Below are 13,611 nucleotides of genomic sequence, written 5' to 3' on the forward strand. Positions count from 1 at the left end.
AAGAGATCCTTTTTATTGTTAACTTACTTTTTTCAAATTGAGAGCTGGCTTTTGAATTCCACCCTTTTTTACAACATATAAACCGATAAAGATTATAAGTCCGCCAACGAGTTGCATCATGTTGATTTGCTCTCCGATAGTTACTGCCGCGAAGATAACTGCGAACAATGGTACAAGATACATATAAACCATTACTTTCGTTGAGCCTATTTTACTAATACCGACATACCACATTGCAAGTCCGAAGATTGTCGCGAAGACGATTGAATATGCTAGAGACCCCCAGCTTGGCATGTCTACTGGCCACGTTAATGTATTTACGTTGAATAAACAATATACAACGAGAGGTACAATTCCAATTAAAGTTGACCAAGATGTGACTCTCATTGCGGAATATTTTGTTATAAGAGGTTGCGCTAATATTGGGTACCATCCCCACGCAATCGCTGCGACTAATCCAATTATGTTTCCGAGCCACGCATATTCGTAAGTAGCTCCTCCTGTATGCCCTGTTAATAAAACGAATGCTGCACCAACAAAGGCCACTATTGAACCAATTTGTACTTTCATCGAAAAACGTTCTTGTTTGTGCAATACTGCTAATATCCCTGTAAAAATAGGTGACATTGCAATTAATAATGAGGCGTTTGTTGCTGAAGTATATTTCACAGATAGCATAAACATCGTTTGATACATTGTTGTACCAACGATACCGACTGCTACTAATCGTAACCAATCTTTTCTTTCAATACGTAATGAGCGTTCCATCATAAAAGTGATAAGTAATAATACCGGTGATGCTACTAAAAATCGTAAACTATTAAATTGAATGGATGACATAAATGCCACTCCATACTTTCCTATTGTATAATTTGCTCCCCATACTAATGCAACTGATACTAGGAGCCATTCCATTTGCCATCGTTTCATCCGAATCTCCCCTTCCCTATTTAGCATAGTAAAATTGGCTGGATATAACACCGTCCAATTGGCTGTTTTTTTACCCAGCCAATTTGCTATACTTGATGTATATAAGAGATACGGAGGCGTTTTTTATGGAATGGAAACTAGATAGTGACAGTAAAATCCCTATTTATCAGCAAGTTGTTGACTTTATTGAAAAACGTATTACATATGGAGAACTTCCTCCAGGAAGCTTCCTCCCTTCAGAACGGAAATTAGCTACGCAGTTAAATGTAAACAGAAGTACAGTAACGACTGCTTATAATGAACTACGTGCTATGGGAATTGTAGAGAGTACGACTGGTAAAGGAACACGAGTGAGTACACATATGTGGGGTGTTTCTCCAACATTAACGCCGAACTGGAGAAATTTCGTAGAAGGTGGTACTTTTTTACCAAACTTACCACTACTTCGCCATATTCGGGCAGAAGTACAACAAAATGAAAATATTATTGATTTTGCAAACGGAGAGCTCGGTTGTAATCTTTATCCCCACGATCAACTACAAGCGATTTTACGTGAACAACCGTTAACGCATTCATTAAGTTACGATCATCCGCAAGGCTATCTCCCGCTAAGACAAGCGGTCGTAAAATATATGAAGGAATATTTAAAAGTTGAGGCGACTGAACAATCCATTATGATTACATCTGGCGCACAGCAAGCACTTCACCTTATCGTGCAATGTTTATTAAATCCAGGTGATGCTGTTGCTTTCGAAAGTCCTTCACACTGTTATTCCTTGCCGTTATTCCAATCAGCAGGTATTCGTATTTTCCCGTTACCTGTCGATGAACATGGTATTAATCCAAATGATGTACAGGAGTTATATAGAAAACACCGTATTAAAATGATCTTTTTAAATCCAAACTTCCAAAATCCTACGGGGACGATGCTTCATCCAAACCGTAGAAAAAAACTATTATCACTTTGCGCAGATTTACGAATTGCAATCGTTGAAGATGATCCCTCTAGTTTGCTGACGCTAGAAAAGAAACAACCTTGTCCTACTTTGAAATCAATAGATGAAAACGGAACTGTCATTTATGTACATTCTTTATCAAAAATGATTGCGCCAGGATTACGAGTCGGTTGGCTTGTCGCCCCACAGTCTGTCGTAGAGCGATTGTCAGACGCACGGCACCAAATGGAATTAGGAATGAGTATTTTCCCGCAGTGGCTTATGCAGCAATTTTTCGAAACCGTACCATTTCAGTCTCATATCGTACCGTTACGAAAACAATTAGCAGAAAAAAGAGACGTTATCGTTCGTGCCCTAAACGAGCAACTTCATGATAAAATCTCTTTTTCAAACCCTACTGGTGGTATATACATTTGGGGGAAATTAAAAGAACCTATAAACGAAAAACAACTCATTATGCAAAGTTTAAAACAAGAAATTGCTTTTATGCCAGGTAGTATTTTCGGTGCGAAAGATGGTTATATACGTTTATCTTATGGAAAAGTGGATATTGATCAAATTGCGGAAGGTATTTCTCGTTTACGCCAGGCTATTTTGGTATGTGAAAATAACTTTAAATAAAGCTTTCTCGTTTGACAAAACCTAAATCTACCATTATTATCAACTCGAACCTATTTATAGGAGTGATAAAATGAAGATTTACGTTGATGCAGATGCTTGTCCTGTAAAAGATGTGATTATTTTTGAGGCTACGAATGTGGAAATTCCTGTTACCCTCGTTACTAGTTTTTCACATTATTCTAATGCAGAGCAGCCAAAAGGTGTCGAAACAATTTATGTTGATTCTGGAGCAGATGCTGCAGATTACCGAATTATGCAGTTAGCAAAAAAAGAAGATTTAATCGTAACACAAGATTACGGTCTTGCTTCGCTCGCTTTAGCAAAAGGCTGTATCGTTCTACACCATAAAGGCTATAAGTATACGAATGATAACATTGAACAATTGTTACAAACACGATATTTAAGTGCAATGGTTCGAAAAAGTGGTAAACGTACAAAGGGACCGAAACCATTTACAGCAGAAGATAAAGAGAAATTTAGAGCACTCTTTAAAAGTATGATCTCACTTTAAAAATGAATCGTCTATTTGCTAGGAAAACTTCGCAAAACAAAGAAGAGAATATCGTAATGTACATTCTCTTCTTGAGGTTTACCCGTTTAAAATGAAGGTAAATTATCTAAGTTATTTTCTTTTATTCCATCCGGTTCACTACGTATAATATCTCTGCCATACTTATGAAATACGTCCACATGAGCTAACTTCCCTGATTTTGCTTCATTAAGAGCAGTCATATAATCTAACTCTCTCCCGCTACTTGTTTTAAACGCTATTAAATCTCCATCATCATTTTTACGAACGGCAACAATTTGTTCTGCTCCTGAAGTAACTTCCTGAGCTATTTCAAATTGAGCTTGCTCTTCTCCTTGATGTAAATAATCATTATACACTTTTTCAAAGTCTTTTTTGTCCATAAAACTCACCTCCAACACATTTTATTAGTATGGTTGGGAGGTAGTGGTTTTATGTACTTTTCTCTTAGAAAAACGTATTTTTAATACCTACGCAACCCTTTCAAAGTCTCCAATATATCATCTGTAAAGGATGTGCTACCCTCTGTCTCTAAAACTCTAAAATATAAACTTCTTAAGAAAGCTCTAATATTTTGTACTAAAATAGCATGCTGCGGATGTCGGATGTCTTCAACAGTTGCTATACTATGTAACCAATTGCTCCACTCTTCTTCAGTTAAAAGCTTTTGGTTATGTAACGACATAATTGGCTTTACTAATCTCTCATCCTCAAAGTGTACATATACGTAATCACTCAATCGAACCTTCTGACGAACAGCCGCAAGAATCGCATATGAAAACTCACGATTTTGAATTGTACGTGCTAACGCATCGAGCGCATCTGCTGCATGTGCAGTAGAGTGTGCCCAGCCTTTTCCTTCTACGTAGCCCCTTACATCTTCTTCTAAATATACATATTCCAACACTTGTTCTGCCACACTGTACAATTGTTCTTCCGATAACAACGGTTCTCTTTCATGAACAGATAAAATAAGTGGTGGAATTAATACGGAGAATGCACGTTTAAATACAGAGTCTGTTCCCTTTTCACCAATTTTATAAAATAAATAATCAGGACTAATTGCTTGTAACATTAATCCTCTTAACTCTTTTTGTCTAAATACATCATTTGTAATCCATTTGTGAAGCGTACTATATATCAAATCATCACGCAGTTCAGCATCAGGTGATCCGATATAATCTAGCATCCACTGCGCATATGGATATGCATCTACGTCTTTTGGTACAGCATAATTGTTATTTTTAATTTGTAGTAGTTCTTCTTTTAGTTCTAGTACTTCATTCATTATATTTCTTGTCCCCTTTTTGCGTTTTTTAACATATTTTCGCCTTATCCCCTGTAATTGCCTATCCTTATATGAACTTGATTCAATTATATATAATTTATCCTAATAAATAAAAGGAAATACATTAAAATATCGCAGTCTATCACTTTGTTTACATGCCTTTCATGTAAGTTTAAGTTATAAAATAAAGTTTGTTTTTTCTTTTGTATTCAAACATAGTTACAATCCAAGGTTGTATCATTTTAGAACTTGTTTAATAAATTCTGTTTTAGCTTTTGTGTATGCTTCTCTATCTTGTTTAAATTTTTTAGCTAAATCTTGTTTAAGATTTGAATACTCATAAACTAATTGTGGATTTTCTCGTAAGTGGTTGCGAAATAAAAGTTGTTGCTCCCATCGCTCAGTTCCTTTAACCATCAAATGCAGGTGAGCTACACGCCTATTATTCTTAACTTTCACAAAGAACCTTCTCCAAGGTCTTTCATCTAATTCTGGGCTTACATAATGCCAATTATATATGGCCAATGTAGCTGAAATATCTAGTACTCTTTCAAATGAGTCTATTTCAGCCATTAGATCAATGATAGGTTTTGCAGGTAAATCAGGTATGGATGTACTTCCTATATGTATTACTTTGCTTATACCGAGAGGAGCAAGCAGTTCATATAGTTGCTGTTCTTCACATCGGCCTTTATCTTGCCAATCAGGATTTGCACTAACTATCTCTACTGACTCATTCGCCCATACAGGCCAATCGTTCGGATTCTCTTTTTTATCCATCTAATATCTCCCCTGTAATTAGTCTACATAACATAATTATAAACAACAAATATTGATTTATATTTCTCCTTATTTCCCCTTAAATCCTCGATACAGTGCAGTCCGTAATTCTTGTTTGTATTCTGCAATTTCTGGCATTTCGAGTTCTTCTGCTAGTCTGATAGCTAATTCAATATCATACGGTACTCGTACGAGTTGGATAGAAAAACTTGCTGCTTCTTTTTCATTGTAAGTCCCTTCAAATATTAAATAGGAAGCTTGTGTTATTTCAAGTGGGTTTCCTACGCTACCAGCATTACATAACGTTTTCCCTCTGAAATTTTGAACGAACGCTTGGTGAACATCACCGTAACAAACGACATCTGGTTTTCTTTCCCCTTCTATATTTTCAGTCAAATCACTATTTTCGAACATACTAATACGCTCTTCTCTTGAAGCGTGTGGTTGAATTCTTTCATACAAACTTCTCGGTGAAGCGTGGAACATACGAATGAGTTTTCCACTCATATAAAACTCGATTGAAAATGGTAAGCTTCTTAAATAGTCATTTTGTTCTTCTGATAATTGTTTTTGATGCCATTTTAATGCTTCAAATTCAGTCGGCTTTGTAATAAAATCATCCCAGTTTCCCATTACGACTACTTCACATTCTTTACGAATGATTTCAATTGCTTCACTGGAATGAGGTCCTTTTCCTACTAAATCTCCAAGACAAATAATGCGCTCGATTCCTCTTAATTTAATATCATTCAACACGGATTCTAATGCTTGAATATTACCGTGAATATCTGAAATTACTGCTATTTTATCCATATAAATTACTCCTTTATTTATTAAATTCGCTTGATTGATACCATTTTGGAATATAGGATGAAAAATCATTATGATCTTCTAAAATTCCATTTAATCTTTCCTTCATATCATCTAATAAATATGGTGTGCTTCGGTTTGTCCATACGATATCAGCCGGGAATATCATTGCTGCATATAATGAGTACAGTTTCCAAAAATGTAGATCAGGTTCTCCTCCGCAATAACCGTGAACTTGTCCAACCGCAAATGGTTTGCTTATATTCGTTGTAAATAGTGCTACTTTATAAAAATCATGAATAGGATCACCAATATCGAATCTAGCAAAATCAATGACAGCCCGAAACTCATTTTGGTCAATCATTATATTAGCCGGATGAAAATCGTCATGTAAAAATACGATGGGACGATTTTTTAATAAATCTTTATGATTTCCTACAAAATCTATCACTGTATTTAAACGAAAAAAGTCTACTTCATATTCTTTCAACGCTTCTAAGTATCTCTCATATTTACTCCATATAGACATTTCCCATGAATTACTTTTATCTTCTTTTTCAACTAAATGAATCTTTTTTAGTACTTCTCCAGCCTTTTTTCCAGCCCTATACTGCTCTTCTGTAGACAACGTTCTTAATATATCTTCACCATCTAATCCATCAATCCATTCAAAAACTTGTACACATTTATTGAATTTAGTAAGACTAATAAAATGAATTAATTTTGGCATAGGAATATGTAAAGAATCTAGCTGCTGCATATATTCATATTCTTCCTGCTTCCGTTCAAAATATGATGAATCGCATACTTTAATAAAATACGAGGCCCCACTCTCTAATTCAATTTTATATTTCTCATCGAATGAAAAGCCTTTTGAAATAACAGTCGCTTTTAACATACGAGGCCATTCTAGTATTCTCTCTATCTCTCTGAGGATTTCTTCCACAACATTCACCTCTATTAATATATGTACAAACTACCTAGCACTTCATGCTCTCTTTTATTTCCACCTGTAAACTCTACTGCAAATGGATTTTCACCATTCTTATTCAAATGTTCTAGTACTAGCCCTTCTCCAATCGGTTCACAAAACTGCACATGAATATCTCCAAATACTACACTTTGACACTCAGCATTCCAGTTTTCATTTTTCACAACTGAGCTTGTAGATAGTCCCATTACTTCTTTCCATTTCCGCACTGTTTCTCGAACGTTTTTCACTGCGTAATGAATCGTTTCAATTTGTTGTACTTTGTTTTTATGTTCAGTAATCGTCCCACTGTTACGTAAATCGTTTCTTCTTTCTTCATCCGTTTCATTCCACTGTATAAAGAAAGGTAATTTCGGTCCGTTCTCTTCTTGCTTAACAAATAACATTTTCCATTCTAAAAGCCGGCCATCTTTTCTCATGCGTTTCCCTTCAAATGGCCCTATCGTATGTAAGCCGTGCTTCTTAAAGTTAACTGCTAGCTCCTCAATTGCATCTGTTCGGATTGCGATTTGTAGCATTCCTTCTCCATTTTGTAGTTTCACCACTGTTTCTTGTACTAATGGGTTTTCTGCTTCTTTCGCTTTTTCTTCATGTTGAACTGCCAAAAATTCTATGTATGATAAGTCAAAATAACTTAAACTATTCCAAGTACCCCAGTTCGTATGCTCTCCGCCTAATACAGTATGAAATCCAAGTTCCTGCATTTGTTTTGCCGCTTCCTCCGGTGTACCATGAACTGTGTGAACGAGATGATCAAATCGTAACATGTCTTTCTCCCCTTTCTCTCCATCCTTTTATTGTATATTTTATTTTTCTTTCATTCAATTCAAAAACTTTAAAACCTAGTTGATTTATACGATTAATATGTATTATAATGAAACAAATTTAATTATTGCTGATTGGAAAAACCAAAGGCACTTTTCTCATACGGGAAAAGTGTCTTTTTCATTTATTATTACAGGGGGATTATTTATGCAAAAATTAATTGTCTTTGCTATTATTGGATTTTTCGCTCAATTGATCGATGGAGCACTTGGAATGGCGTATGGGGTAACGTCTACTTCACTATTATTAATGTTTGGTATTGCACCGGCTGTAGCTTCCGCATCGGTTCATTTAGCTGAAGTCGTTACAACTGCAGCTTCTGGCGCAGCTCATATCAAATTTGGAAACGTTGATAAATATACAGTTTCCAGGCTTACATTACCTGGGGCAATCGGCGCATTTGTTGGGGCATGTTTTTTAAGTAATTTGCCTGGCGATGTAATCAAACCGTACATTTCCGTATTTTTATTTACTTTAGGGGTTTATATTTTATTACGATTCATCATTCAAAAACAAATTGTCACTTCAAATAAGCGTATGTCTGCAAAACAACTTGTGCCGCTTGGTTTATTCGCTGGATTCGTTGATTCAACTGGTGGCGGTGGTTGGGGGCCGATTACGACGCCTGTTCTTCTAGCAAGAGGAAATGAAGCTAGAAAAGTTATTGGATCTGTAGATACGAGTGAATTTCCTGTTTCACTCGCTGCAACAATTGGCTTCTTCATCTCACTTGGCTGGGAACAAGTAAGCTGGGTTTGGGTATTTGCCTTAATGCTTGGCGGTATTGTCGCAGCTCCAATTGCTGCATGGTTAGTTCGTATCGTTCCAGCACATTTACTTGGGGTATTAGTTGGCGGTCTTATTATCTTTACGAATATACGTACACTGCTTACTACATTTAAAGTGGATCCAACTATTATTTCACTTTCTTACGTTGCAGTTGGTCTTGTCGTTATTATTTCTATTTTCATTGCTGTTCGAAATCATTCCAATCGTCCTAACGCATCAACGGCTGAGTATCCAAATGATCAGAAGCAAATGCTACCATAACTATAAGAAATACCGCCCAATTTAGAGCGGTATTTTTTATTTTTCTATTTTCCAATTAATCATCGTTTCTGTAGCATTTACTCTCTTCATATGTAACTTTTCTAAAACACGAATCGAACTATAATTATCTAGAAGTGTCTCTGCAATTATTGTTTCTACCTCTCCTGTTTTGAAAGCCCAATCGATTAGTTCTCTTACAGCTTCTGTTGCATAGCCCTTATTCCAATATTTCTCAATAAATCCATAGCCAATTTCCACTGTTTGATTCTCGTTTGGTTTCCCTTTAAACCCAATATCACCTATAACGCTATCATCTTCTTTCCGAAGAACATACCACGCGCCCCATGGTAATATAGCTGCATCTTGTTTTACATTCTTTACATGCCCTACAATATGCGGACCGCTATTGTATCCTTGCTCGTTAGCAATTTGAATTCTCTCTTCTGTACACGGCACTATATAGAGCCTTTCTGTTTCTAATTTCATATTGATTTCCCCTTTTCAATTAAACAATACCTCAATTTTACTAAAAATAAAAAGAATATTCATCCTATTCGTTAAATTTATACTTATTCTTTGAAACGAATTTAAGGAATAATCCTCTTTTGATAGTTATGTCGAATTATATTTTTCTGAATTTTCTTTTAATTTAGAGGGTTTTTCAATATTTTTTGCGAAACATTTGTATAACAATTTTTTCTTTGCTTATTGCTACATAATAGTAGGTTCGGGTGGAGTTTTGCAAGCGTTTCCTATACAATAACCGATATTTTTTGACTTTTCCTAACAAAATATCTTGCAATATATTCAGAAAGTCATTACAATTGCCATATATTAAAAATCTTAGCAATATATAAATCCTCATCAATCCGATGAGGTAGAGGTTGCGACTTTTAATAGTAAAACGGACGAGACACAGAGAATGTCAGCTGACTCCGTTTGAAAGGAAAAGTTGCCGAAGTTTATATTTCTTCTCTGGAAATATGAGCTGGGGCTGTCTCCGAAAGGAACAGAACTGTCACGTTTACAAAATTACCGTGTAAACGTGGGGTGCTATCTTAACGGAAGGGTATGATGGGGTGGTTATTTGTGAAACGTTCCGCCAAATTCCTTTGGCGGTTTTTTGTATTTTTCTCCCCCGCTCCTTCCTAACCTACAAGAAAAGGAGTGTTGAACATGAATAGCGCAACAAATCAATCTACCTCTAAAACGCAAACTACACAAGGACAAGGTGAATTAAAACGCGGATTAAAATCTCGTCACCTTACGATGATTTCTCTCGGTGGTACAATTGGTACCGGACTATTTCTTGCCAGCGGTGGTGTCATCCATACAGCTGGACCTGGTGGCGCATTAATTGCATACGCCGCAATTGGAATTATGGTTTATTTTTTAATGACAAGCTTAGCTGAACTTGCAGCTTACATGCCTGTTACTGGATCTTTTAGCACGTATGCAACAAAATTTGTTGATCCATCACTTGGCTTTGCACTTGGATGGAACTATTGGTATAACTGGGCAATTACGATTGCTGCTGAACTTGCAGCCGTAACATTAATTATGAAATTTTGGTTCCCAGATACCCCTTCTCTTATTTGGAGCGGATTATGTTTAGCTATTATTTTCCTTTTAAACTATTTATCTGTTAAAGGGTTTGGTGAATCTGAATATTGGTTCGCACTTATTAAAGTAGTTACGATTATTATCTTTTTAATTGTTGGTTTCATGATGATTTTTGGAATTATGGGCGGTGAAACGGTTGGATTTAAAAACTTCACTGTTGCAGATGCACCATTTAACGGCGGTATCATGGCAATTATCGGTGTGTTTATGGCAGCTGGTTTCTCATTCCAAGGAACTGAACTATTAGGAGTAGCTGCTGGTGAAACGTCTGATCCAGAACGTAATATCCCAAAAGCAATTCGTTCAATCTTTTGGCGTATTCTTTTATTCTATATCCTTGCGATTCTCGTTATCGGTTTATTAATTCCTTATACAACTGAAAGCCTTGCTGCAAGTGATGTTACAGTAAGTCCGTTTACACTTATTTTTGAAAAAGCGGGCGTTGCCTTTGCTGCTTCTGTTATGAACGCTGTTATTTTAACTGCTGTACTATCTGCTGGTAACTCTGGTATGTATGCATCAACTCGTATGCTTTGGGATTTAGCTCGCCAAGGAAAAGCACCAAAGTTTCTTGGTAAATTAGATAGCCGCGGTGTACCTGTTAACGCGTTAATCGTAACGTCAATTGTTGGGAGTATTGCTTTCATTGCTTCTTTATTCGGTGATGGTGTTGTATACATTTGGTTATTAAACGCATCCGGAATGTCTGGTTTTATCGCATGGGTTGGAATTGCAATTAGTCATTACCGTTTCCGTAAAGCATATATCGCACAAGGAAAAGATTTAAATGATTTACCATATAGAGCAAAATGGTTCCCATTCGGTCCAATCTTCGCATTTACACTTTGTATCATCGTAATTTTAGGACAAAACTACGGCGCATTTATGGGTGAAGCAATTGATTGGAACGGTGTACTCGTTTCTTACATCGGTTTACCACTCTTCTTAGTACTATGGTTAGGTTATAAATTTACGAAAAAAACAAAAGTGATTCCACTTGATAAATGTGAACTAAAATAAAGTGAAACGAGCAAACAAATTTGTTTGCTCGTTTTTTGTTGCAAACCTCTTTACTTCCCTATTGCTCCTGTTTTTGCAATAATAAAGGAAATATAAATAAAGGTTGGGATACAATGAACATTCGCATTACTGATGAAGCGAAAGCAGCTATACATAGATTAGAACTTGAAGATAAAAAGATCGTTCGCATTAGAGGAACAATGACGAACTCTTGTAGTATTTTCGTTGATGTCGATTTAATTTGGGATACATATAACGCAGATGATGTTGTATATGAAGATGCAGAGCTTATCGTACAAATGGATTCATTCACGAAAGACTACACTGGTGATACGGTGAAACTTGATTATAAGACGACAGGTTTTAGTATTACGACTCCGAGTGAGACTTTGGTTTATGGATTGTCGATTAAAAAATAAAAATTGTTTTCATTTGACCACCGAGGTGAAAAAATGGGTAAATATATTCCGTTAAAATTTTTATTTAATGAAGAATTAGCAGAAAAAATAGCTGATTCTATTTGTAAACACGATCCTTGTTTCTCTAAAAGCATCTTTGTAGATTCTGTAGCTTGTAAAGTTGAAAATTTAGAGTTAAAACAGCGTATTGAAGTAATTGCAGATGAATTACACAATGCTTTACAAAAAGATTTTAATGCCGCAATACATATATTACTGAAAACATTAGGACCAGAAAATACAACAGAAGTAGGCACATTTACAAATGGATATATGTACATGCCTGTTGCAAAATACGTTGAAAAATATGGGCTTAACGATTTTAAAATCTCGTTTAATGCAATGTATGAAATAACGAAAAGGAATACTGCTGAATATGCCATTCGGCCCTTTCTTGAAACATACCATGAAGATACACTAAACATATTACAACAGTGGATTCATGATGAAAACAGCCACATTAGGAGATTAGTTTCTGAAGGTACAAGACCAAGGCTTCCTTGGGCTAAAAAAATAGGAGCTCTAAAAGGTGATTTTAAGTACAATTTACAACTTCTTGAACCATTAATGAATGACCCTTCTAAATATGTTCAAAAATCTGTAGCCAATCATATTAACGATATTACGAAAGAAGATAAAGAACTCGTTTTTCAGTGGTTACAGCAATTACGTGATAAACAGCATCCTATTAATCCTTGGATTATAAAACATGGGTTAAGAACAGTTATTAAAAATGGTACTTTACCAAAAGATTTTTGTTTTTGAGTATATTAAACAAAAACGCTATCTTTTCCTATGATTCTAGAAAAAGAATAGCGTTTTTTTACTCGTCCAGTATTTAGTAGGTATAACTTTTTATATTTCAAAAGACTTTTCTCTCTAAAAATATTTTTCATACAAATTTTCACATTCTAAAAAATCTATAAATTTCTTATAATGTGTCACTGTTCTTTCTAAAGCAATCATTAAAACAAAAATAAAATAAATTGCTTGGATTCCATTCATATAATTAAAGAGTGATTCAAATATATATACAATACTTGCAATCATAGAACAAAACCATAAATAAAACTTCATTTTCAGCTTTTTAATTTTTTGCTTAGTTGTCTTACAATACTGGCCATGAACTCTTATAAACAAATAAATTGCTGTATGTAAAATAATAATTGAAAATTGAAAACTTCGATTGTCCTCCGAACTAAATTCAGAAAAATCTATTTCCAATGAATGTAATACTATCCAAATAGAAAATAAAGATAGCAGAAATACATATAAAAAACCAATTAATAATTCAAAAATAAAGAGCCAAGGTTTATTTATGATTGAGTAAAATGGATTTAGATATTTTATGGTTAATAAAAATTTTCTCACTAAATCAGTAATAATAATTGATGTATTAGTTATATTCATATAGAAAAGTAATGTTATTGGAACTAATAACATTATAGTGATGCCCCAAACAGTAATCTTAATGCCTGATAAAAAGAAAACAGCTCCATAAATTATAACTGAAAAAATAAAAGTTGATACTGGAACAAACATTAAAAATGTAAAAGTTCTTATTAAGATTAAATCCCCTAAAAAATCTTTTATTATGGAAACGTGTATTTTTTCCTCCTTGTATTTTTTCACAGTATCAACTATTTCTTTCTCAGATAAAAGAAAACACTTCAATCTATTAAACATAAAAAAACCCCTTTATATTAAAAAGATTAAAATATATACCAAAC

Annotated in this window: 15 protein-coding genes and 1 riboswitch; of the genes, 6 read left to right on the top strand and 9 right to left on the bottom strand. The window is 34.8% G+C overall.

The window, feature by feature from the left end; all coding sequences use genetic code 11:
* Positions 1 to 18: 18 nt before the first annotated feature.
* Positions 19 to 930, bottom strand: coding sequence for a DMT family transporter (locus AC1Q51_RS19190; protein WP_053564117.1), 912 nt, complete (start codon positions 928 to 930; stop codon positions 19 to 21).
* 125 nt (positions 931 to 1,055) lie between these two features.
* On the opposite strand from AC1Q51_RS19190, the gene pdxR reads away from it, so the two are divergent.
* Positions 1,056 to 2,507, top strand: coding sequence for a MocR-like pyridoxine biosynthesis transcription factor PdxR (gene pdxR / locus AC1Q51_RS19195; protein WP_069355842.1), 1,452 nt, complete (start codon positions 1,056 to 1,058; stop codon positions 2,505 to 2,507).
* A 70-nt stretch (positions 2,508 to 2,577) separates the two neighbouring features.
* Entirely contained in the window at positions 2,578 to 3,018 is a 441-nt protein-coding gene (locus tag AC1Q51_RS19200) for a YaiI/YqxD family protein (RefSeq protein ID WP_000708772.1), read from the top strand.
* 86 nt (positions 3,019 to 3,104) lie between these two features.
* On the opposite strand, the gene AC1Q51_RS19205 is transcribed toward AC1Q51_RS19200, so the two are convergent.
* The 6 genes from AC1Q51_RS19205 to AC1Q51_RS19230 all read right to left on the bottom strand — a co-directional run bounded on the left by AC1Q51_RS19205 (position 3,105) and on the right by AC1Q51_RS19230 (position 7,672).
* Entirely contained in the window at positions 3,105 to 3,419 is a 315-nt protein-coding gene (locus tag AC1Q51_RS19205) for a DUF3892 domain-containing protein (protein ID WP_000358159.1), read from the bottom strand.
* A gap of 80 nt (positions 3,420 to 3,499) precedes the next feature.
* Complete coding sequence (locus AC1Q51_RS19210) at positions 3,500 to 4,324, bottom strand: DUF2785 domain-containing protein (protein WP_075717767.1); 825 nt, start codon at positions 4,322 to 4,324, stop codon at positions 3,500 to 3,502.
* Positions 4,325 to 4,561: 237 nt separating this feature from the next.
* On the bottom strand, positions 4,562 to 5,104 hold the full coding sequence (locus AC1Q51_RS19215; protein ID WP_053564111.1) for a GrpB family protein: 543 nt from the start codon (positions 5,102 to 5,104) through the stop codon (positions 4,562 to 4,564).
* A 69-nt stretch (positions 5,105 to 5,173) separates the two neighbouring features.
* The gene (locus AC1Q51_RS19220; protein WP_088115492.1) at positions 5,174 to 5,917 is read right to left on the bottom strand and encodes a metallophosphoesterase family protein; all 744 of its coding nucleotides are present in this window, start codon (positions 5,915 to 5,917) and stop codon (positions 5,174 to 5,176) included.
* A gap of 13 nt (positions 5,918 to 5,930) precedes the next feature.
* Positions 5,931 to 6,860 carry an aminoglycoside phosphotransferase family protein gene (locus AC1Q51_RS19225; protein WP_090977701.1) on the bottom strand — a complete coding sequence of 310 codons (930 nt, stop codon included), beginning with the start codon at positions 6,858 to 6,860 and terminating at the stop codon, positions 5,931 to 5,933.
* A 14-nt stretch (positions 6,861 to 6,874) separates the two neighbouring features.
* Positions 6,875 to 7,672: a VOC family protein gene (locus tag AC1Q51_RS19230; protein WP_097923945.1), complete on the bottom strand. Its 798-nt coding sequence runs from the start codon at positions 7,670 to 7,672 to the stop codon at positions 6,875 to 6,877.
* 205 nt (positions 7,673 to 7,877) lie between these two features.
* Here AC1Q51_RS19230 and AC1Q51_RS19235 point away from each other — a divergent pair, with 205 nt between their 5' ends.
* Positions 7,878 to 8,780 carry a sulfite exporter TauE/SafE family protein gene (locus AC1Q51_RS19235; RefSeq protein ID WP_097923947.1) on the top strand — a complete coding sequence of 301 codons (903 nt, stop codon included), beginning with the start codon at positions 7,878 to 7,880 and terminating at the stop codon, positions 8,778 to 8,780.
* 36 nt (positions 8,781 to 8,816) lie between these two features.
* On the opposite strand, the gene AC1Q51_RS19240 is transcribed toward AC1Q51_RS19235, so the two are convergent.
* Entirely contained in the window at positions 8,817 to 9,266 is a 450-nt protein-coding gene (locus tag AC1Q51_RS19240) for a GNAT family N-acetyltransferase (protein ID WP_025117841.1), read from the bottom strand.
* A gap of 384 nt (positions 9,267 to 9,650) precedes the next feature.
* A riboswitch (Lysine riboswitch) is annotated at positions 9,651 to 9,844 on the top strand.
* A 112-nt stretch (positions 9,845 to 9,956) separates the two neighbouring features.
* Here AC1Q51_RS19240 and AC1Q51_RS19245 point away from each other — a divergent pair.
* The 3 genes from AC1Q51_RS19245 to AC1Q51_RS19255 all read left to right on the top strand — a co-directional run bounded on the left by AC1Q51_RS19245 (position 9,957) and on the right by AC1Q51_RS19255 (position 12,646).
* Positions 9,957 to 11,423, top strand: a complete 1,467-nt coding sequence (locus AC1Q51_RS19245; protein ID WP_001083396.1) for an amino acid permease — start codon at positions 9,957 to 9,959, stop codon at positions 11,421 to 11,423.
* Positions 11,424 to 11,536: 113 nt separating this feature from the next.
* Positions 11,537 to 11,842, top strand: coding sequence for an iron-sulfur cluster biosynthesis family protein (locus tag AC1Q51_RS19250; protein ID WP_001026167.1), 306 nt, complete (start codon positions 11,537 to 11,539; stop codon positions 11,840 to 11,842).
* Between the two features lie 33 nt (positions 11,843 to 11,875).
* Positions 11,876 to 12,646: a DNA alkylation repair protein gene (locus AC1Q51_RS19255; RefSeq protein ID WP_075717761.1), complete on the top strand. Its 771-nt coding sequence runs from the start codon at positions 11,876 to 11,878 to the stop codon at positions 12,644 to 12,646.
* Positions 12,647 to 12,760: 114 nt separating this feature from the next.
* Here the strand turns inward: AC1Q51_RS19255 and AC1Q51_RS19260 are convergent, their stop codons facing one another.
* On the bottom strand, positions 12,761 to 13,567 hold the full coding sequence (locus tag AC1Q51_RS19260; RefSeq protein ID WP_000483294.1) for a hypothetical protein: 807 nt from the start codon (positions 13,565 to 13,567) through the stop codon (positions 12,761 to 12,763).
* Positions 13,568 to 13,611 lie beyond the last annotated feature (44 nt).

The organism is Bacillus sp. MT94 (genome assembly GCF_058792475.1).

Excerpts from the sequence above, each read along its gene's own strand:
- AC1Q51_RS19235 (WP_097923947.1), top strand. The coding sequence starts at position 7,878 with ATGCAAAAATTAATTGTCTTTGCTATTATTGGATTTTTCGCTCAATTG.
- AC1Q51_RS19260 (WP_000483294.1), bottom strand. The coding sequence starts at position 13,567 with ATGTTTAATAGATTGAAGTGTTTTCTTTTATCTGAGAAAGAAATAGTT.
- AC1Q51_RS19250 (WP_001026167.1), top strand. The coding sequence starts at position 11,537 with ATGAACATTCGCATTACTGATGAAGCGAAAGCAGCTATACATAGATTA.
- AC1Q51_RS19230 (WP_097923945.1), bottom strand. The coding sequence starts at position 7,672 with ATGTTACGATTTGATCATCTCGTTCACACAGTTCATGGTACACCGGAG.
- pdxR (WP_069355842.1), top strand. The coding sequence starts at position 1,056 with ATGGAATGGAAACTAGATAGTGACAGTAAAATCCCTATTTATCAGCAA.
- AC1Q51_RS19215 (WP_053564111.1), bottom strand. The coding sequence starts at position 5,104 with ATGGATAAAAAAGAGAATCCGAACGATTGGCCTGTATGGGCGAATGAG.
- AC1Q51_RS19205 (WP_000358159.1), bottom strand. The coding sequence starts at position 3,419 with ATGGACAAAAAAGACTTTGAAAAAGTGTATAATGATTATTTACATCAA.
- AC1Q51_RS19245 (WP_001083396.1), top strand. The coding sequence starts at position 9,957 with ATGAATAGCGCAACAAATCAATCTACCTCTAAAACGCAAACTACACAA.
- AC1Q51_RS19255 (WP_075717761.1), top strand. The coding sequence starts at position 11,876 with ATGGGTAAATATATTCCGTTAAAATTTTTATTTAATGAAGAATTAGCA.
- AC1Q51_RS19190 (WP_053564117.1), bottom strand. The coding sequence starts at position 930 with ATGAAACGATGGCAAATGGAATGGCTCCTAGTATCAGTTGCATTAGTA.
- AC1Q51_RS19240 (WP_025117841.1), bottom strand. The coding sequence starts at position 9,266 with ATGAAATTAGAAACAGAAAGGCTCTATATAGTGCCGTGTACAGAAGAG.
- AC1Q51_RS19200 (WP_000708772.1), top strand. The coding sequence starts at position 2,578 with ATGAAGATTTACGTTGATGCAGATGCTTGTCCTGTAAAAGATGTGATT.
- AC1Q51_RS19210 (WP_075717767.1), bottom strand. The coding sequence starts at position 4,324 with ATGAATGAAGTACTAGAACTAAAAGAAGAACTACTACAAATTAAAAAT.
- AC1Q51_RS19220 (WP_088115492.1), bottom strand. The coding sequence starts at position 5,917 with ATGGATAAAATAGCAGTAATTTCAGATATTCACGGTAATATTCAAGCA.